The following is a 21,250-nucleotide window of genomic DNA, read 5'->3' as shown; positions in this document are numbered from 1 at the left end:
CTCAAAGTTTTCTAGAACCACCTTACACTTTTAATTCATTAAATAGAAAAACTAGACCTTATTTAGATATATATTTTAATGTCCTTATATACTAAATAATCACAGATTCACTAGAATATTGTAAGTCTCCTACAGCCTTCACACGTATTAACAATGCATTGCCTGGTAAGTATGCGAGAGGGATATCTTCAATCGAAATGATTGATATTGTTTTTTCATCTGCACCTGCTTTTATTGCTTCATGAGTCGCTAGTTTCTTTGCATCTGTTAATGCTTCTTCACGATTCATTTTGTCTAAACTATATATTCTTTCAACATCACCGCTCACTTGACCAAGGGCAGCTCCTATAGCATTTGCCGCACCATAGTGCTCTGGCATAATGACTTCTGAAACCCCTTTTAATGATTTAGAAACGATGATACTTCCTCCACCTGATAAAATAAGTGGTACTTCTTTTGAACTTGTCTTCATTTGATCAATAGCATCTTCTAACATCTCCGTCATTTGATCATTTACTTTTTCACAGAATTCAAAGGAGAGATGTTCTACTTCTTTTGCTCTATCTTCAAAGGAATAGCCTAAGCGCGTCACTATATCCGAAGTGGTTAGTACATCTCCACCAAAAAGTAGTGCCTTTTTCGTAATTTCGTAACCTACGCTCTCTGGTCCAACAATGATTTTTTCGTTATTTTCAAGAATTCGAGTGCCCCCACCTAACCCAATAGATAAAATATCTGGCATTCTGAAATTCGTATTTACTCCACCAATGATAACTGCCAATGAAGATTCTCTAGGAAACCCTTTTGATAGTACACCAATGTCACTCGTTGTTCCTCCAACATCCAGTACAATCGCATTATCTAGCCCTGTTAAGTGAGCTGAACCTCGAATGGAGTTTGTAGGCCCACATCCCATCGTAAGAATTGGATAGCGTTCTGCATATGCTGCGTTCATTAAAGTCCCATCGTTTTGACTGAAGAACATTTCAGCTTCGATATTTAGGCTACTTAAAGCTTTAGAGAAGCCATTAATAACGGTTTGACCTGTAGTCATCAATGCTGCATTTAATATCGTCGCATTTTCACGTTCAAGTAAGCCAATACTGCCAATCGCATGTGATAGAGAAATAGGAATATCTCCAAGCTCTTCTCTTACCCAGGTTGCTACGATTTCTTCTTGTTCTTTATTTACTGGAGCATATACACCTGAGATTGCGATACTTTCTGCTTTGCCTCTGATTTCTCTACAAAACTTAGACACTTCTTCTTTGTCCAACTCAGCTATTAAACGTCCATCAAATTCATATCCACCAGAAACAATAATGGATGCTACTTCAATTTTTGCTCTTATGTCTTTTGGCCAATTAGTAAACGGCGGAATGGCTGTTGTAGCTGGCCTGCCAATTCTTATAACACCAACTTTATCTAAACGTTTACGCTCTACGATGGCATTCGTACAATGGGTAGTGCCAAGCATGGCATATTTAATATCGCTACTATCCACCTTACTCTCTTTCACCACTTTTGCGATTGCTTCGATTATTCCACTTTCCACCTCTTTAGTAGTTGGTACTTTTACCGTATGAAAAACCTTTAAATCTCCATCTATTAATGCAGCATCCGTATTAGTTCCACCAACATCCAATCCTAAGCGATACATTATACTCTCTCCTTTTGTAACTCTTCAACTGGCTGATACTCAAAATCATATCCAAAATAATAAGGTCCTACTGTTTCAATACCCTTTTTTGTTCTCCATTTACTATGACATGGAAAGGCTACAACCACTACACGGGCTCCGTATTTCATCCTCTCTGTTGTAATAGGAAAACCAGTCTCTGCATCTAATACTGCAATTAAATCTGGTGTTGAACATAATAAATGCTCGGCTTCTTTGGCCACTAGATGCTCATTTTGAAAATCGATGCTAAACGATCTTCCTTGTTCATTACGTATGCCTTCAAATATTGCCTTTCCTCTTGTAAAGCCTCCAATCAATCTACGTTCTATGTCTGTAATTTTTGCTTCAAACAATTGATATCCATTTAATTCCTCTAACATTTTATTAATACCTTGGCGTTCCTTACCTTTGTTATCAAGTAGATACCCACCAATTGTTTCAGCTAATGTAAGGGTGCCAGGAATAGCACTGCTCTTTACCTCTTTTCCTAATAAACCATAATCACAGACAGAAGCACTTCCTCCCATTTCTATCGTAATGACACGTGCTAGTCTTTCGTGCCAAACTCCATCTCGGGGATATAATACGACTACATTTCCTTTTTCATCAGACATTGTAACAGGTGAAGATTCTAAACCATCTAGATGAAAAGTAACCATTTGCGCTTCAGGGAAGGCACGTCCCATAGCATCTGCATCTAATAATGGTAAACCCTTTTTGGCAGCAGCAATAATAGGGAACAAGGAGTTAATACCCCCTATCTCAATAGGCATCACTACGTCAACCTTTTTTCCTATTACCTCTTCAAACTTATCAAGTGGTGCAGTGAATTCAATTTCTGACGGTATTTTCTCAATCGTTACAGAGGGTGCCCCCATCCCAGATATAGGAACCACTATCTGATTATCTCTTAACTCTTCTAATGAGATTAGTGCAACTGGTCCGTATTTGCGTATCGCTTCTTTTGCGATCAATTTCCCAATATAAGGATCCCCGCCTCCACCAGTACCTAATACAGCAGCTCCTAACGCTATCTTTTCAATAGCTTCTTCATCAATGTATCTCATTTTCTAAAGTTCCCCTCTTTCTATATGCTTATTGACGTTCATTTGATGTATAGATGCCTTTTGACTTGATAACTTCCCTATTACAGTTTGTACAACAAACCCTGTTATAAAGCCATCTAAAGAAGGAATCGTTGTAAGAGAAAATAATTCTAAACCCGAGGGCTGTGCTGTTGTCATAAAAGTAACCACCATTCCTATAATCCAGGCAATGTTGGAACGAACAACAATTGTCTGCTCTTCTAATTGATTCTTGTAGCGGTTAAATTCAGTTTTTACGATAAAGAATTCAGAAATATAGATTCCACCTATAGGAGCAATAACAACGGCTAAAATATTTAGGAAAGAGATAAATTGTTCAAAAATACCGAGAACTGCCAGGCTCGTTGCTATTAATCCTAAAATAATGGTTAACAACTTTTTTGATATCTTCGGAAATACTATTGAAAATCCAAGAGACGAGGAATATAGATTACTAGTATTTGTTGTCCATTGTGCCAGTGTTAATACTAAAATTCCTGGTATGGCCATTCCCAATATTATAAAAATTCGCATCATATCATCTGTTCCGATATATCTTGTCAACAGAATGGCTATGATGATCATAAAACTATTACCTATGAAAATCCCGAAAAACGTGGAGATAATAGCATCCTTTTTACTTTTAGCCCATCTAGAAATATCAGGTGAAATAGTTGCACCTACAATAAAAATACTGATAACAAGGGAAACTGCGCTACCAAATGTAAAAGCCCCAGTATTTTGAATTTCAACAGGTAATGAGTAATCTTTTAGAGTTAAAAATAAAGTTAGTAACATGATGCCCAATAAAAGCGGTACTGACCACATACTTAATTTTTCAATAGCACGGAATCCGTAAATGGCAGTTGTCATCATCAAAATACCACCTATAAAAGATAGCACTTTCACATTTATTGATACGTCAAACGAATCTAATAAAATAATGTGGGCATTTTCAGCAAAAAAACCTACTTGGACACCAAACCAACCTAATAAAGAGATACCAATAACAAGGGAAAATGCCAGCGCTCCATACTTTCCAAATACATACTTTGTAATCATAGAAGTGGACAAATTGGTTGAAGCACCTACGATTGCACAAATAGAACATAAAATAGCTAGAAGAAATGATCCTACACATACCGAAATAATCGCTTGATTCATTGCCATTCCGTTTGCTAATTCAGCGCCTAATAAAACAGAAGCTAAATCGACTCCTATGGCAACTAATACAGAGAACATGGAAAACCACGATCTACGCAAATGTTCCGGTACAGCTTCTCGTTCGTAATCTAATACCTTTTTACCTTCGTCCATTCATGTACCCCCTTGTTTTTTCACTCTGTTATTCTTTACAAATACCATTCCAATAAATGTTCCACGTCTGCTCAAAACGCCTTTTGAATTTATCTTCTTCGTAATAGTACAATTCCAAAAAGATACCATCCATTAAACAAAGAAACGAGGCAATTAAGTCTTCTATAGGTTGTCTTTTGATTTCACCTTGCTCTATTCCTCTAGTGAAAATTCCCAATAGAATTTCATAATAGAATTCCTCCTTTTCGTTAAAGGTTTTTTTTATGTCATCGTTTAATTCATGAGGTAGGAAAAAAGCAAGCCTCATATATGCCGCTGTTTTTTCAGGTTTACTCAAATGATAATCACTAACATCCTTTACCATTTGATAAAGCATTTGCTTTACAGTCGCATTCTTCAAATTTGCCATCGACAGTTTAATATATTGGAATTGATCATCCAACAAATCATTATATACAGCCATAAACAAATCTTCTTTCCCCTTATAAAACGCATAAATGGATGGTGTTTTTATACCTACTTCTGTAGCAATACTTGCAAGTGTGGCTCGTTCATACCCTTTTTCAGCTAATTGTTTACAAGCAACTTCTTTAATTTTGTTTTTCGTCATGTTTTCATCACCTAACTAATTTAGTTAGGTAAATTATAATTAAAGTTTTCTAAATATTCAATATTTTTTTGAAATAGAATTATCTATAATATTATTTAAAAAGTGTTTTAATTAATATATCTCTTTAATCTGCTTTTTAAGGCAAATTAAAAGAATCCATTTTGATAATATTAATCAATAATGGATTCCTTAATTGTAACTAGATATTAAGCTCTACTAAAAAAGTGCTGAAGTTAAGCAAAATTACTGCTAACTTCAACACTTTCTGTTGCTTTCATTAATAAAGTTTCTTATTAAAAGATAGCAATAATTTTATCGAGTATTCCAGTAATATCAAGGAATACGATGATAATTACTAATGGAATAATATATCTCATGATAAAGAACCATATGTTAAATGCAGTAGCACCTAAACTAGAATGCTGTAATACTTCTTCTCGCAATTTACTTTTCTTAATCTTAAGTGGAACGAAAATAGAGATTAAAAATACACCAAGTGGCATTAAAATATTACTAACTAAATAATCTGCGGAATCAAATATATTCTTAGAGAAGATTAAAATATTATCAAAAACACTATATGATAATGCAGATGGAACTCCTACAGCGAATATTAAAACTCCAATAATATATGCATATTTTGTTCTCTTCTCTTCTTTTCCTTTAACTATAGAAGCTACAATAATTTCTAACATAGAAAATGCCGATGTTAATGTGGCAAATAAAAATAAGGCTAAAAACCCTAATAAGAAAGCTTCTCCAAAAATGATTTGATCAAACACAGCAGGTAATACAACAAACAACAAACCAGGTCCTTCAGCAGGTTCTAAACCGAGTGAAAATACAGCTGGGAAGATTGCTAAACCTGCTAATAAAGCGATGAATAAATTCATTGTAACGATTGAAATAGCGGGTTGAATTAAGCTTTCTTTCTTTGAAAGATATGAACTATAAGTAACCATTACTGATACACCGACACTTAGGGAGAAGAAAGCTTGACCCATTGCATATAGAATACTTTGAGATGTGATACTTGCGAAATCCGGTGCTAAGAAGAATTTTACACCTTCCATAGCGTTATCAAGTGTAAGTGAACGAATGATTAGAACAAAAAATAGGATAAATAAAGCGGGCATTAAAATTTTGCTTACTTTTTCAATTCCATTTTGAATGCCTTTTGCTACAACTAAAACTGTGAAAGCTAAAAATGCAAATTGAGCTCCGATAACTAACATTGGATTTCCAATCGTGTCGTTAAAGACAGATCCATAATCTGCGCCTTCACTAATAATTCCACCAAATAAACCTTTTGTAAAATATATAACAATCCAGCCACCAATTACGCTATAAAAAGACAATAGGAGGAAACATGTGAATACTCCTAACTTGCCGATCCAATGCCAATTAGTATTTGGAGCTAAAGTACGATATGCACTAACTGCTTCTTTTTGCGTGCTTCTACCAATGACAAACTCTGCTAATAACAGCGGAAAACCTATGAATAATGAAAATAGGATAAACAGTAGAAAGAATGCTCCCCCTCCACTGATACCAGTCACATAAGGCAGCTTCCATATTGCGCCTACTCCTATAGCTGATCCTGCTGCAGATAAAATAAAACCAATCTTAGATGACCATTGCTCTGATGTTTTAATACATACCAATCCAATCTATATTTATTACGTCCTATCCTCATTAAAAACTAAGGAAAAGACAAAAAAGCCACGTCTCTATCTTTAACGATAGGGACGTGGCTGTTCACGCGGTACCACCCTAATTGGAAACAAATCTAGTTTCCCACTTACTTGGTAAAATAACGGTTTAATCCGTTTTTATACTACTATCACTAAGATGTAATATAAAAAAAGCTCTAAGAATGAAATTCACCAAAGTCTATGTATCAGTTTCCACCAACCACTGATTCTCTGTCAACAGGGAGACCCGGCTTAATATGTTCTTGTCATCGCTCATTTGCTATTTAGAATATTAAACGAAATTATAGTATGAGAAAACATTAAGGTCAAGACTTTTTTTCAGACTTTTAATATTATTCAACTTAATTAGTTCGCTATGCCTCTTTTATATACTCCCGCTCACAGGTATTTTCTAAGTTCAAAATCTGTGATTTAATCGCATTAATAAAAGGAAGTTTTATATGTATAGAGATAATAAATCCGTTTAATTTTTAAATAATAAATCCAATATCCTTACAACGATGAAATGACTTATAAGGGTATTGAAGTTATGTAATTCCATTTTTCAATGTATTCTTATACAGTAAATTTCCCACCATGATAACAATAGTAAGTTTCAGCCTTAAGATTTTTAATCTTTCTTAAAGACTGCTGCGCATTATCGACATCTAGACAAAAGTTAGGATTAGCAATGACGAATTCCTGTTTTTCATTAACAGCTGCATCACCTGTAATTACGCTATTCAAACAGGGGAAATACAATGAAATATGCCCTGAAGTATGCCCCGGTGTTGCTATTACCCTACATTTGTTATCTAAAATCATATCACCATCATGTACTTTTTCATCAATTGAAATATGCTTCAAATTCTTTAATTGCTGTATAAACCATTTACCAAAATCGACTTCGTTATTCGACATAGTCTTTAGCATCTCTTCAGCTTGAATCAATCTCTCTGACTTCATTTCACCACTAATGTATTTTGATTCAGTTTCACTAGCTATTATGTTAATCCAAGGATACTTTTCTTTGAAATCATAAAGGGAACCTATATGGTCATCATCATAGTGAGTAATAATTATATTCTTTAAATTCTTCACTTCATATCCATTTTTTAAAATTTCATTTTCAATTAAAGGTAAGAAATTCGTATACCCTGTATCGACCAAAGTTAGTTCATCATTTAATATAATTAAGCTAGGATAAATGTAATTTTTTTGTCCATTAAATTCAAATTCAATTGGTAGCTCTATTATCTTCATTTTCTTTCCCCCATTACTGCATGTTTGTGAAATTCGCTAACCGAATATGCTATACATTTATTATATTAGATATAGAAAAAAGAGGATATAAAACCTTTCATATCAACTAATTTTAAACAAACATTTTATTTTAGCTGTTTATGTGAGTTTCATTAAGATGAAAAAAACCACCCCTTTTGACGTAAAAAGCAACGACAGTAAGAGGTGGAAATTTAATCTATTTTAAAATATGTTTTAATTTATTTTACATCATCTTCATCAAATCTTGCTTTTGAAAATCCTCTTCCAAGTATTTCAGATGCATTTAAGAAAATGACAAATGAATTGGGTTCTCTATCTAATAAAAGCTTCTTAAAATAAACAGCTTCTGATTGTTCCACTACACATAAAATCATTGTTTTTTCTTGGTTAGAATAACCACCGAGCGTCTTAATTTTCGTTAAGCCTCTATTAATTTCATTCTTGATAATGGTTTGGATTTCTTCTTCTTTATCGGTAATAATCAGTACTAATTTGGTTGGTGATGTTTGTAGTTGCACAAAATCGATTACTTTACTTGTTACATAGATGGCAATCATGGCGTAAAGTGCTAACTCAAAGTCAAATACTAGTGCTGAAGTAATAACCACTAATCCGTCAACAAGTAGCTGTGCAAAGCCACTTGAAATCCCCGTGAATTTCTTCAATATTTGAGCTATTAGAGCTGTACCACCCGTTGATCCATTTCCTCTATAAACAATTCCAAGACCAACACCTAACATAATTCCTCCATAAATAGCACTTAACAACGGATTATCGATAGGCAAATGGATATCAGATGTTAACCATATTACAAGTGGAACAAACGTAGTGCCGACAAGCGTTTTCCAGCTAAAATCTTTCCCCACTACTAAAATCCCTAAAATAAACAAAGGAATATTAATCATCCATTGTACATAAGCGGGATTAAATTGAAACAGTTCGTATAGAATAGTACTTATTCCTGAAACTCCTCCAGCTGCAAGCCTAGCTGGCAACAGAAACATATTGAATGCAAGACCAACAAGCGCTGCTCCCAACATGATTTGAATATATTCAATGATAACTATCTTCTTCTGATTTTTTTTCATCATATAGCCTATACTCCCTCTTTGTTATAAATCCTTACTCATTCTAACAGAAAAGGGCCGTTATAACATAATTTTTTAATCTATTACGTCTTTTAAAATGGGTTTTAAGAACTAAAAAACACCCACTGCTATAAACTAACATCTAGAAACGCCAACCATACTAAAGTTAATAGAATTCAGCTGCAACTATTATTCAAATAACATCACAGCTTGTTCTTTCCCTAATAATGTTATGTACAAATGCAATTGCGCTCGGTGATGATTTAGATGAGCTAAAATCTCTAGTAACCACTCAAAATAGCTATAAGTTGTTCCCCAATACGATGTTACTGTATTAATAACATCAGGAATACTTTCATAATAACAAACTAATTCTTCATACCCCTCATTCAATTGCTCCAGCATTTCCTTTTTACTATTGACCGTATTAAGTTCATAAAATGCATTCATTTCCTCCATTGATGCTTGGCCAATTATTCGAAGATCTGCCTTGCATATAATGGCTAAATGGCTCACTAACTCCCCCACTGTACGCTTTTTTTCTATCGGCGCAATTTGAAAATCAGATTCATCAACTATTTCAATTAATGCTTTAATACTATTAATCGTAAATTGTATTTGATGGAATGTATTTCGTAAATATGTATTCATTTTATTCACTTCCATGATGAAATTATTTAATGCAGTCCAACTATTCCAACAAGTTTACCTTTATATCGAATCCCTGTATCCCATTATTACTAGCAGAATTGGTTATCCAAATTGGTATGATTCTCATCCTCATTAATAACAAAAACAGCAGAAATTTCACAGTTTCTGCTGTTAAATATTATTGTTGAAACTAACTTAATTACTTTAACGGAATCCAAATCTCAGAATACAAATCCGGACTGAATGGGTCATCGTCAGTGTATACTTCTAATTCTGGTGTACCTGCATGTTTATAATTATTTGATGGGAACCATTCTGAGAATATTTGTTTCCATGCTTTTGACATTGCATCAGGCATAGGTCCACGAACTTCGAATACACCCCATTTTGATGCAGGAATTTCTAACTTTGAATATCCTTCAGGTGTAGTACCCTCATGTTCTGTCGCTATCCAATAGTCGATTTTTTCTGCAGATTGAGTCTCTCTTTTATCTACACATACACCTAGAACACCTGTAATTTCTCCGTTGTTCAACTTAAATAGTTCCTGATCAGTTCCTTTTGCATTGATTTCATCCCAAAATACAGGGATGCCTTTAAGATTCTCATCATTCTTTAATGAAAATTCACGATTAATCCCTACAACTTGAAAGCTTTCTCGTTCAACAATTTTATATTCCATCGGTGTTGCTCCCTTCAGATTTACCTGGATAGCCAGGCGATTATAAGATTTCAGCTTTCCAATGTTCTTTCGTACATCACTAGGCGTTACACCGTGCTGTCTACGAAATGCTTTTGAAAAAGCCTCGGGAGTGTCATAGCCATATTTGTAGGCGACATCAATAATTTTGCAGTTAGAATTTGCTAACTCATGCGCAGCAAGAGTTAAACGCCTTCCTCGAAGATACTCTCCTATAGACGTATCGGTTAATATCGCAAAGGTTCTTTGAAAATGAAATTCCGATACATTCGCTTGCCTCGCAATATCCTCAATAGATATATTCTCCGTTAAATGATCTTCCATATAGTTGATTGCCTTCTGTAATGATTCAACCCACCCCATATCGCTCACTCCTTAATTGAATAATAACAATCTCAAATAACTAAATCCTGTCATTTTATGCTGAGATTAGACCGTATTCTATGTATTGTTTTACAAAACGTAACCTGGCACCCTCACCCCTGAAACGTAATCCACGTTGGACACGACTCATTAGGAAATAGCTCTAAAATTTCTAAAGCATATGGGCTTGTCGTATCGAATTCACCTATTAAAGCTTCATAACCATTTGTCTTTGCATATGTAATTTGGTTGTAGGTTAGTAGTTGAAGTAGAGGTAGATGCACTATTCGATCAACGCCACTCCACCCAATTTCCAATTCCGTTTCAACTTCTGTTTCGTGTAAAAATGAATAAGCGATAATGTTTTGATTTTCAGGATAACACATCAAAAAGCTACCTTCTAAAATGGCATCTTCATATAGTAGTTGCCATTCTTTTAGAGACAAATCTGCTACAGGATTTGCAAGATGCGTTTCTTCATAATTGCGCTTTACAAGTACTGTTAGTTGCTCCATCAGATGCTGATTATCTTTAATGTCTTTTAAAGTTTTCAATTCGTAATTGCTCTGATTCAATGTTTGAAAATGTTGGTCTAAATGTAATTTAGGCATGTATGTTTTTCTAATGATTTTCATATTAAATTGTTCAAACGTGTCCATTAATTTTCTTGACGTTTCCCATAAAGATGTTTGCAAAGGAAGCTCCAACACCTCTTTTTGTTTCACATATTGCAACAATTGATGCGCTACATTTTGAGAAGATGACGGGTTACTATAGACTCGAAAATACAAGCAATACGGATGCATTTTACTTTTCCAAGTAATTATTAGTCCTACTAATTTCTCTCCTTCATATGCCATATAAGCAAACTCATATTTTAGTTGTTCTAATATATGAACAAAGGGCTCTTCATAGTTATATTTCATCAAATCTTTCACTTCGTCTAACTGATTACCAGTGTACTTTTTCATGTTGAATTCCAAATGAATCCGCTCATTTCAATTTATTGTTTAGTGTAACTACTGCTTCCCACAAGCATAACAACGTTTATCTTTATCTGCTTGGCCATACATGCGTAGTTCCTTTTCAATCCCACAAGCTCGGCATTTCTCAAAATAGATTTGCGGTAGCTCTCCTGCTTCAGCCAATGGTACCCATTCCATTTCGTACAAACTTTTTGTCATACCAAAATCAATTAATACTAGATTCCTTTCAGCGTTTAAACCAAAGTTACTGCTATCTTTTAAATCAAAACTATCAAACCTTTGATCGAGTTCTCTTAAGAGTCCTCTCAATCTTGGGGACATTCTATTATCTTCAACTACGTTTAACTCATATGTCTGATTGTCTCTTAACTCTAAATTTTCGTAATAACGTTGTATACAAATATCCTCATTGACATAAACCATCTCCGCCAATAAATCTTCATTGTTTCGAGCTTTCATATATTCATATATTTCAATCTCATTCAATGATTGTTTGTACCCTATCGGATGTAAATGTACTTTTATGACAAACTCGTCCACACGGTATACCTTCCTTGATGACCCGATGCCGATACAGTTTTCTTCAATACAATAGGGTTGCCAATTTGAAATTATTCTGTTTACCATTTAATCATTCCTCACTGTCCGTTGAAATTCGAGAAAACTAGTACTCAACATATAAGTCTATTATTCGCTATATAACCTTGATAATAAGTTATATTCCGGATTTACTTCCCATGTTTCATACGGGACAAAAGATTTCGCTCTCATTGCATCGAGAGTGCGAGTTTTTTGTTGTGGGCGGGTTATATATTGATCAATATTAGATTCGTTTAGCTGAATATATTTGGCTTCTTTAATTTCTTCTGGTTGAATTTTTATTTCCCCGCTTACATACTCTGCTTTAAAAACAACAGATAAAACATGCTTTGTAGCATTAAAATAGACACCTGTTATGCCAACAGGACGTATTTCAATGCCAGTCTCTTCTAAAAATTCTCTATAAACTGCCCTATCTAATGGCTCTCCTACTTCAACATTTCCACCTGGCATTTCCCACGTATCCGAACGCCAGTGAGTTCTAAGCAATAAAACCTCATTTCTCTCGTTCCTTACTAAAGCTGAAACCGAAATAGTCTGTTTTGGCGGTTCATACTCCAATTGAAATCACCTCAATGTATAGATAATCTAAACTCTTTTTTAATCTTCATAATAACTACTAATTCAATAGTTCATTGTTTTAGCCAGCTATTTCTTTATTTGACCTATAAGTCCTTTATTTTTTCGTAATCACTTTTATATATACATAGTTTATTTTAACCTAATATTTAGTTATTTAGATAGATATATGTAAAAATTTAAATAATAATTTTTGTTACTATAGAAATAGTGAAAAAGTAACAATGCTATGAGAAATAGTGATTGCATGATGTTTAGATGCAAGTTAATAGTTTTTAATGTTGGTGTAATCCCTACTATGTCTTATAAAATCAGTTTCCGTTAAAACAAAAAAACAGTTGTAAAATTAGCAACTGTTTTTGAACTACAATATGAAAAATAAAGTAAAATAACTCCCCTTATTAAGTTGTTTCTTCCTTTTTCAAAATATCTCCCGATCCACTTTTAATTCAAAGCCCTTTTTCCAAGAAAGAATCACGAATCCAGAAGCTACAATCAATAACCCACTAAGTATAATAAAACAATATATGATTAAATCTGAGGATATCATTTGGGTAAAGAGAGCAAGTAAGACGATCCTAAATAATAATCCAATTGAGCGGAATAAACTATCCACTCTTCCAATGATTTCATTAGGAATTTGGTCCATCAAGAAAGAGTTTCTAGCAACTCGAGCTCCACTATTTCCTACTGCTATAAAAAACATAAGCGATAAATATAAGGGTAGGTTCACAAGAACAATCAATGATATAGCAATGGTGTACGTAATAACACTGAGGATGATTGTCTTCTCATTTCCTATCTTTCTCGCGAGTACGGGTATGAACATCCCAGCAATAATTGCACCAATAGCATAAATCATACTTTCGATCCCATAAGCACTTGCTGATGCCTTTAATACATCTCTTAAATAAACAGGAAACAAATAGTTTGTGACCATCACACCAATAAAGGGCATTATAGAGAATAGTAAAAACAAGAACATAGTAGGACGAATCATCATATATCTTAATCCTTCACTAACTCTTTTTTTATCCGTTTTCTCCGTTTTATCAATTGGTTTCCCCATATAAGGAAGTTTCATATAAAAGTAGATAGCTGCCGCATATGAAAGGACATCAAGTAACAAAATATAGTGCAAATCCCATTTCAATAATAAAACGCTCGCTAAAGCTCCCGCTATCATACTTGAAAGCTGACTCTGAACTTCCATCGTACCATTTAAAGCATTGTATTGATCCTTATTAAAAATCTCTTGATTTAAAGCAAACATAGTAGGAAAAAAGATTGTATAATATAAACTACCTATCATATAAATAATCGTGTAATGCCATACCTCATAAGTTAAACCGATAAATCCTATTAATGTGAAGAGCGTTAGTAATAGAAAGCATACGAATTCACTGATTAACAGTATTTTCTTTCGATTCATCTTGTCGACTAGGTTCCCTATAAACGGCGTAATAAGAAAGTTAATAATTGTCATACATATCGATATGTAACCAAATACTGTATTGCCATTTTCACTAGTCACCAACATCCAAGGTATAGCGATCATCGTAATACCTGAACCAATTGAAGAAGCGATATTGGCAAAAATAATCAAACGAAAACGAGAATCATTATATAAATCCCTCATATTAAAGTACCCCTTTTATCTAGTGAGTTAAATCTAATACTCCCCAGCTATATAGTACTTTTACTATAATGAAAAATTCCAATTTCAAATTCAATCATAAGTTCGAACTTCACCTCATCTAATTGACTGAAAATATAGAAATTACCGTAATGGTTTTGAAATAATTACACCATCGAATTCTTTAATATATTGACACTTTCATCATAAAAATCTTTATGTTTCACTATCCCTCTCCTACTACACCAAGCAATTGATCCAATAGCATCTAATAAGGAATAGAACGGAAGTATTCTGTCTAAATCAATGATTGGACGGATACTCTCATAACCCTGCATATAAGCATCACGAGTTCCAAGGTGATTACTCCAAATATCTCTATTTATTTTAGTAAAATCTATTTCCGTAGAACCTGCTCTTGCACTTTCGAAATCAATGATGCCGGCTACTCCGGTATCGTTGATTAATATATTGCCTGGACGAAAATCTAGATGAACTAAGCATGGCCCATCCGGCTTAGGTAATGACTTGAATAGCTCGTTGAATTTATTTTCACTTTTATCAATTAGCTCAATAGGTAAGATTGCTCCACATTGAACCAAATACTGATTAAATAAATTTTTTATATATAATCTCCAGTCATTTTTCTCAAGATATCGAAAGCCATTTTGTTCTTCATACCCATAGCTTTGGAAACTCACTTCATGAAGCTTTGCATGATTTAGGCCGATTTGATAAGCAAGCCGTGTGTCAACTTTGCTTGTACAAGGTACACCGTTTATCTCTGAAAGTAGTATAGCTCCACAATCCGTTTCATCACCTACCCAATAATCTAAAACACGAGGAACAGGTAAATCTGATTCTAGCTTTTTTAGAATTGTATATTCACGGAACAGTTTATCTTTTGTAAAAGGAATTTTAATATATACATTTTCATTATTTGACAGACCAAGCTTATACACCTCTGAACTAAAAGACTCCGGGACATTTTCTATAGATTTGACATTTAATTTGAAATGATCCATTACAGTTTGTAATTGTGTGCTCTGCATAAAATCCTCCTTTTGAATGTAGTACAGTTAAGATATATACAAATTTAAACAATATTTTAGTTCATATACATTATATCTTAATTTGTTAATGTATTGGTATGGATCGTTTTTGAGTGGCAATATTGTATGAAGTGAGATATGGGGTATTGGAGAGATTATTGGCGCTGCTTGCGGGCTCTTTGGCGCTTCTCGGGCTTTCTTTAGCTCTACTCGCGGGCTTTGGCGCTGCTCACTATCTTTTTAGCGCTGCTCGCAGACTCTTTGGCGCTACTCACGCTTTCTTTAGCGTTACTCGCGGGCTTTGGCGCTACTCGCGGGCTTTTTGGCGCTTCTCGGACTCCCTTTAGCGCTACTTCCAGACTTTGGCGCTACTCAGGCTATTTTTAGCGCTGCTCGCGGGCTTTTTGGCGCTTCTCGGACTCCCTTTAGCGCTACCCGCGGGCTTTGGCGCTAATCGGTCTCTTTTAGCGTTACTCGCGTGCTCTTTGGCGCTGCTCGAACTCTTTTTAGCTCTGCTCAAGCTTCCTTTAAATCTACTCGAGAACCTCCCACAATGATATCTTTTCAACTTTGACTTTCTTATTTAAGATATGATAATTTTAAATAAGGTTAATTTTTCCATTAAAATGAATTTAGGGGGTCTCATCATATATGTCAACCGCTCAATTTTACGCTCTCATTATATTTGCCATAAGTTTAATTGGCGTATTTTTCATAAAACGAATGGGGAAGTACATTTATGCGTTTATACTATTCGAAATTGGAATAGTCCTTATTGTAGTAACTGGATTTCTTCCTATAGATAATTGGGGTAAGATGGGATATGGAATAATTGGTCTTTCTGTAATGGTTTTGGCAATCGTAGTGGTAATACTAATTGGAGTATTCACTTTGATACTTAGTTATTTCAAAAAAGGAACCTCATATTAATTGTGAAGAGATTTATTGCATAAAAATTTGGTGATTTTTATTTTCCGTTTTAGAACTAATTTCTTTAATTCTATAAAATTAGTTTTTTAGCTTGTTTAATATTGAACTAACGAAAGCTGTTTTATCTTCAGCGTACTTGTGCTTGTTACTTTTATTTGTTGTAGATAATTTTTGCTTAAGCCGCTCATATTGTATTCTTGTATTTTCATTGTTTCTTAAATAATCTCTAAAACCAATTTGTTCTAATAAATATTTATTTCCACTTTCATACATATGGATTTGATGGGTTCTCGGTTCACCTTTATTAAAGTAATGTCTATTGGGTAAAATATTTATCCCTTTATATGAGTACCCCAATGATTCTAAGGGAGGAACACAGATCTCACCATCTTGAAAATTTTTTATTTCAATCGCAATATCAATAATTGGCTTTGCACTTAAATGTTTAACCGCTGTACTCCCTATATGATGAACAGCTACAATTTGCTCACCAATTACCTCTTCAATCTTGCTTTTCTCCAATAAAAACTCCACTTCCCACACACTCGTCCAAGGAACTAAAAATACCACTCCCTTTGGTAATCCAAGCATTATAATACCTCCCTATATCATTTAAGTAAAACAGGTCATCAATCAATCTTATAACTATTTCTATAATTATGGAATTTTTTTGTATCTCTAATCTGTCTGTTTTCCCCTTTATAAAACAGACATTAATAATAGAATCCCCTTTTCTACAGGTATTCTTGAATATCTGTAGAATCTAATTATTAGATTTATTAATACTCTTATTTCAAAGAATCAAAAGTTCGATGAGGAGGGATTGGGTGAAGCAAGTAACGTTTTTGCTATTTATTTTTACATTATTCTTATCAGGATGTGGATTAAAGAATAATACAAAAGATGTTATGCCTGAAGAAATGCCAAGTGACTTTGGTTTTTCAGTTAAGTTCGGTGTTGGTAAAAAGAATGAAGTCAATACTTTTGAAGGGATAGTTACAAAGGATTTAGTAGCTGATGGAACTGCAACAATAAATCTGCCGCTTACAATAGAAGAAAAGGCCAATATTTATAAAAAAATGAAAGACATCAATATAATAAACATGAAAGAATTAGTCCCTAAAACTGAGTGTATGACAGAGCCTTATAGTGAAGATGAATGGAAAATCACTATAAACGGTGTAACGATAAAGCCATATATTTCTGGAGCATATTGTGAAAAAGCCAATGATGAAAATAAACTGATTGATTTACGAAATTACATACGTAATATAGTTCAAAGCAAAGTTGAATATAAAAAACTCCCAGAAGCTACTGGTGGATATGAATAGTTAGTTGTCTTATAAACACACGAAAACGCTTGGAAGACTATCCAAGCGTTTTTACGTGTTAAATATGTTAATTATTTAATATAGAGTCTAGTTCTTCTATATTATTTACAATATAAGTTGGTTCCTCTAATGCCAATTCCTCTTTACTACCGTACCCATAAAGGACACCAATATTGGCTATGCCTTCCTTCTTCGCCCCGATTAAATCATGCTTACGGTCACCAATCATAATGACTTCACTTTTATCTGGAGAAGATAGTTGTAAAAGTACTTCATGAATTACATCAGCCTATGCAATTCTAGTACCATCTAAATTACTTCCTACTATTACTTCAAAATATTGATCCAGTTTAAAATGCTGCAAAATTTTCTCAGCAAAGATAGTTGGCTTAGATGTGGCAACAGCTAGTGTTTTTTCTTTTTTCTTTAAAGTTTCAAGAAGTGTTTCGATTCCTGGATAGACTTCATTTTCATATAAGCCGTGCTGTTGAAATCTTTCACGATAATAACCGATTGCCTCATTTACTTGTTGTTCAGTTAAATCGTAATAAGCCTGAAAAGACTCTTGCAAAGGTGGTCCTATGAAAAAATCTAATTTTGAATAATCGACTATTTCTATATTCAGCTTTTCTAATGCGTATGCGACACTTTTTGTAATTCCGACTTTTGGATCCGTTAATGTGCCATCTAAATCAAATAATATATATTGGTAATTCATTCGTTCCTCACCTCTGAATATTAGTATTAGCTACATCTCTTTCGGTGCCTGAATTCCTAATAAACGCAAACCTTCTTCAATCACGATAGCAACACAAGCACATAATGTTAGTTTCACCTGCATTGTAGCTTTGTCTTCTAGTATTCTTGTGTGGGCATAATACTTATTAAATGCTCTTGAAAGTTCGATTAAATACTTGGCAATTTGCGAAGGGTCCGCAAGTTCAAGTGCTTTTGCCACAACTTCAGGGAAACCTTTTAGTGAGATGACAACTGGCCAAGCCTCATCAGATAACCCCTCAAATTGGCTGACCTCAGTACTATACTGACCTTTTCGTAGAAGTGAGCAAATCCGTGCATACGTATATTGAACATAAGGACCTGTCTCCCCTTCAAAATTCAACATTTCTTCAAGCGAAAACTCAATATCATTCATACGATGATTTTTTAAATCGTGGAAGATTACTGCTCCTGTTCCTACCACTTTCGCTATCTCTTCTTTTTGCTTTAGGTTTGGATTTTTTTCCTCAATATTCTTGCCTGCTAATTGGATAGCCTCATTTAATACTTCTTCAAGTAATACAACTTTCCCCTTACGAGTAGACATTTTTTTGCCGTCTTTTAACATCATGCCAAACGGAATATGCTGTAACTCTTTTGCCCACTCATACCCCATTCTCTCTAGTACGTTAAATAACTGTTTAAAATGTAGAGATTGTTCATTTCCCACTACGTAAAATGATCTTGTTGAATTATAAGTTTCATTTCTATATAGGGCAGCAGCTAAATCACGGGTCGCATATAAAGTTGTGCCATCCGTTTTCTTAATCAAACATGGTGGCATATCTTCTAAATTTACAACCATTGCACCGTCCGATACTTCAAGAAGTCCCTGTTCAGCTAATAATTCAACAACTCTCTCCATTTTATCATTATAAAATGCTTCGCCCGCAAACGAATCGAAACGTATGCCAAGTAATGCATAGACCTGTTCAAATTCCTTTAGCGATGCTTCTCTAAACCATTGCCATAATTGCAGTGCTTCTTCATCACCCTGCTCTAACTTTTTAAATGCTGCACGTGCTTGATCATTCAATGAGTCATCTTGATCTGCTACTTCATGAAATTTGACATATATCTTCAGTAATTCACGTACTGGAGACTGCTCAATCAGCTCTTTATTCCCCCATAAATGATAAGCGACAATCAGCTTGCCAAATTGAGTACCCCAATCTCCTAAATGATTGATGCGTACTACTTCATAACCATTTTTCTCTGCAATATTAGCTACTGCATTACCGATAACTGTTGACCGTAAATGCCCCATTGAAAAAGGCTTTGCAATATTAGGGGATGAAAAATCAATCGTAATCGTTTGACCTTCTCCAAATTTTTGTTGTCCGTATGCAGATTGAGAGGAAACTATGCTAGATAATACACCTTTCGAGATTTCCGATTGCTTTAGAAAAATATTCACATATCCACCAACAGCTTCAACCTTTTCAATAATGTCATTGTTAACTTTTTCACTTATTTCTTTAGCTATTATATTTGGTGATTTGCGGAAAATTTTCGCTAATGCAAAGCAAGGAAAAGCATAATCACCTAAATGTGCATACTTTGGCTTTTCAATTGTTTGTTCAATATCACTCTTTGCTAATTGACCTTCTACTGCTTCAAATAATGTATTGATTATCAATTGTTTGTCTTCCATTCTATTTCCCCCTCAAATAATAAAAACATTGTTCGTTCCAAACAAAATTTCCGTTGATACTCTGCCGTAATGGTACAGAAAGCCATAAAAAAAGCCCCCGTCTCAAAACAAGAGACGAGAGCATAGATCCCGTGGTACCACTCTGGTTGCCACAATATGTGACCACTTTCAATTGTTAACGAGGTGACTCCCCGATCTTTTCTACTGCTATTTCAAAAAGTTTCTCCAAAGTGCGCTTCATTCATGTTCCATGTATTAGGCTCCCACCATCCCTAACTCGCTTGACATATCCTCATAAACTACTCTCTTTATCAAAGAATTTTTTTATTAAATTGTAACTATGGTATATTTAATTTGTAAATAAGTCAATGTTTGAGAAAAAAATATAACTAGAAATTTATTTTCACATAAAAATTTCAAACCAATTTTTGGTATAAATCAAAATTTTAATAAAAAATTCAACTGTTTGTCATAGAAATTTCAATTAGTACTTAGTCATAACACTTTGTTGTAAAATCACAAAAAACACACTCGAATTCCTCGAATTTCTCCACTTTAATATTCTTTCATTTTAGATGAGTATTTCCAAAAAATTTCCCTTCATGTTTGGCAATAGTCAAATCAATTACAACTATTTGATAAACTTTTTGTATAATACCTTCCTATTTATTAAATCTACAAAACTCCTATTTATTACGTTCTTTCCTATATATAATAACAAGTCTTCATACGTTAATAATTCAAGTTGAACTGACCATCAACTTAAAGCAGATTAAACCTCTCTATCTTTTACTTTAGAAAAATTACATTCTTCCATTTTTCACATACCCATTAATTTAGCCAGCTAATATATAACCTAGTCATAATATCAACCATTAATTAACTAACTACAAATTCTATGAATTAAATGATGGTCTCATACAAACTCCTAAAAAATACAAGTCTGTTTTTCTTCAAAACTAAGAAATTCATATTATTGACACAAATATTTTAATCGTATACTATTGAGACGTAAAGTAATCTTGAAGTCAAAAAGTTACCATGTTTAAACGGTTCAGGAGGTAGAACTAATTATTTAAGTTCATGAGTAATAGAGTTTCAAATCAAAGTAAAAATTAATTGGTCAAGAAGTACTCAAAATTACATAATCATTTTGGGTCCTTATAAATTATTTTACGAAGACAATTAGATCATGAAAATATTTAAAGGGTATTTTATTTTAACGCTTTCTA

18 protein-coding genes, 1 pseudogene and 2 other annotated features are annotated in these 21,250 nt (G+C 33.8%); of the genes and pseudogenes, 2 read left to right on the top strand and 17 right to left on the bottom strand.

Translation table 11 applies throughout. The features are described from left to right. Positions 1–91 precede the first annotated feature (91 nt). The 14 genes from MKY02_RS09290 to MKY02_RS09225 form a co-directional block, all read right to left on the bottom strand. On the bottom strand, positions 92–1,660 hold the full coding sequence (locus tag MKY02_RS09290; protein WP_340711024.1) for a hydantoinase/oxoprolinase family protein: 1,569 nt from the start codon (positions 1,658–1,660) through the stop codon (positions 92–94). Beyond that, positions 1,660–2,748 (bottom strand): DUF917 domain-containing protein, encoded by a 1,089-nt coding sequence (locus MKY02_RS09285; RefSeq protein ID WP_038182665.1) that lies wholly within the window; start codon positions 2,746–2,748, stop codon positions 1,660–1,662. The genes MKY02_RS09290 and MKY02_RS09285 overlap by 1 nt, the downstream gene beginning before the upstream one ends. A 3-nt stretch (positions 2,749–2,751) precedes the next feature. After that, entirely contained in the window at positions 2,752–4,083 is a 1,332-nt protein-coding gene (locus MKY02_RS09280) for a cytosine permease (RefSeq protein ID WP_038182668.1), read from the bottom strand. Positions 4,084–4,111: 28 nt separating this feature from the next. After that, a complete protein-coding gene (locus tag MKY02_RS09275; RefSeq protein WP_038182670.1) occupies positions 4,112–4,693 on the bottom strand; it encodes a TetR/AcrR family transcriptional regulator in 582 nt (193 codons plus the stop codon). Positions 4,694–4,986: 293 nt separating this feature from the next. Further along, positions 4,987–6,348: a sodium-dependent transporter gene (locus MKY02_RS09270; protein ID WP_038183198.1), complete on the bottom strand. Its 1,362-nt coding sequence runs from the start codon at positions 6,346–6,348 to the stop codon at positions 4,987–4,989. An 86-nt stretch (positions 6,349–6,434) separates the two neighbouring features. Continuing rightward, positions 6,435–6,666, bottom strand: a binding site (T-box leader). Between the two features lie 297 nt (positions 6,667–6,963). Continuing rightward, positions 6,964–7,650: an MBL fold metallo-hydrolase gene (locus MKY02_RS09265; RefSeq protein ID WP_038182673.1), complete on the bottom strand. Its 687-nt coding sequence runs from the start codon at positions 7,648–7,650 to the stop codon at positions 6,964–6,966. Between the two features lie 239 nt (positions 7,651–7,889). Beyond that, complete coding sequence (locus tag MKY02_RS09260) at positions 7,890–8,759, bottom strand: YitT family protein (protein ID WP_038183201.1); 870 nt, start codon at positions 8,757–8,759, stop codon at positions 7,890–7,892. A gap of 189 nt (positions 8,760–8,948) precedes the next feature. Further along, positions 8,949–9,410, bottom strand: a complete 462-nt coding sequence (locus MKY02_RS09255) for a DinB family protein (RefSeq protein WP_038182675.1) — start codon at positions 9,408–9,410, stop codon at positions 8,949–8,951. Positions 9,411–9,609: 199 nt separating this feature from the next. Then, complete coding sequence (locus tag MKY02_RS09250; RefSeq protein ID WP_038182678.1) at positions 9,610–10,473, bottom strand: AraC family transcriptional regulator; 864 nt, start codon at positions 10,471–10,473, stop codon at positions 9,610–9,612. Between the two features lie 113 nt (positions 10,474–10,586). Then, entirely contained in the window at positions 10,587–11,444 is an 858-nt protein-coding gene (locus tag MKY02_RS09245) for a hypothetical protein (RefSeq protein ID WP_038183204.1), read from the bottom strand. Positions 11,445–11,492: 48 nt separating this feature from the next. Then, entirely contained in the window at positions 11,493–12,086 is a 594-nt protein-coding gene (locus tag MKY02_RS09240) for a hypothetical protein (RefSeq protein ID WP_038182682.1), read from the bottom strand. 60 nt (positions 12,087–12,146) lie between these two features. Next, positions 12,147–12,620: an NUDIX hydrolase gene (locus tag MKY02_RS09235; protein ID WP_076035015.1), complete on the bottom strand. Its 474-nt coding sequence runs from the start codon at positions 12,618–12,620 to the stop codon at positions 12,147–12,149. Between the two features lie 439 nt (positions 12,621–13,059). Continuing rightward, positions 13,060–14,277: an MFS transporter gene (locus MKY02_RS09230; protein ID WP_340711023.1), complete on the bottom strand. Its 1,218-nt coding sequence runs from the start codon at positions 14,275–14,277 to the stop codon at positions 13,060–13,062. Positions 14,278–14,441: 164 nt separating this feature from the next. Next, on the bottom strand, positions 14,442–15,326 hold the full coding sequence (locus tag MKY02_RS09225; RefSeq protein ID WP_076065348.1) for a phosphotransferase family protein: 885 nt from the start codon (positions 15,324–15,326) through the stop codon (positions 14,442–14,444). Between the two features lie 651 nt (positions 15,327–15,977). On the opposite strand from MKY02_RS09225, the gene MKY02_RS09220 reads away from it, so the two are divergent. Then, positions 15,978–16,256 (top strand): hypothetical protein, encoded by a 279-nt coding sequence (locus MKY02_RS09220; RefSeq protein ID WP_038182689.1) that lies wholly within the window; start codon positions 15,978–15,980, stop codon positions 16,254–16,256. Positions 16,257–16,334: 78 nt separating this feature from the next. Here the strand turns inward: MKY02_RS09220 and MKY02_RS09215 are convergent, their stop codons facing one another. Then, positions 16,335–16,847: a GrpB family protein gene (locus MKY02_RS09215; RefSeq protein WP_038182690.1), complete on the bottom strand. Its 513-nt coding sequence runs from the start codon at positions 16,845–16,847 to the stop codon at positions 16,335–16,337. 236 nt (positions 16,848–17,083) lie between these two features. Here MKY02_RS09215 and MKY02_RS09210 point away from each other — a divergent pair, with 236 nt between their 5' ends. Then, positions 17,084–17,587, top strand: a complete 504-nt coding sequence (locus tag MKY02_RS09210) for a hypothetical protein (RefSeq protein WP_076035013.1) — start codon at positions 17,084–17,086, stop codon at positions 17,585–17,587. A gap of 67 nt (positions 17,588–17,654) precedes the next feature. On the opposite strand, the pseudogene MKY02_RS09205 reads toward MKY02_RS09210, so the two are convergent. Continuing rightward, positions 17,655–18,305, bottom strand: a pseudogene (locus MKY02_RS09205) (HAD family hydrolase). Positions 18,306–18,335: 30 nt separating this feature from the next. Next, positions 18,336–20,018 carry an arginine--tRNA ligase gene (gene argS / locus MKY02_RS09200; RefSeq protein WP_076035011.1) on the bottom strand — a complete coding sequence of 561 codons (1,683 nt, stop codon included), beginning with the start codon at positions 20,016–20,018 and terminating at the stop codon, positions 18,336–18,338. Between the two features lie 107 nt (positions 20,019–20,125). Further along, positions 20,126–20,342 (bottom strand) — a binding site (T-box leader). Between the last annotated feature and the right edge of the window lie 908 nt (positions 20,343–21,250).

This window comes from Viridibacillus sp. FSL R5-0888 (genome assembly GCF_038009105.1).
Taxonomy (GTDB): Bacteria; Bacillota; Bacilli; order Bacillales_A; family Planococcaceae; genus Viridibacillus; species Viridibacillus arenosi.
The sequence above is the reverse complement of the archived record's forward strand: the minus strand, read 5'-3'. Positions and strand labels throughout refer to the sequence as shown.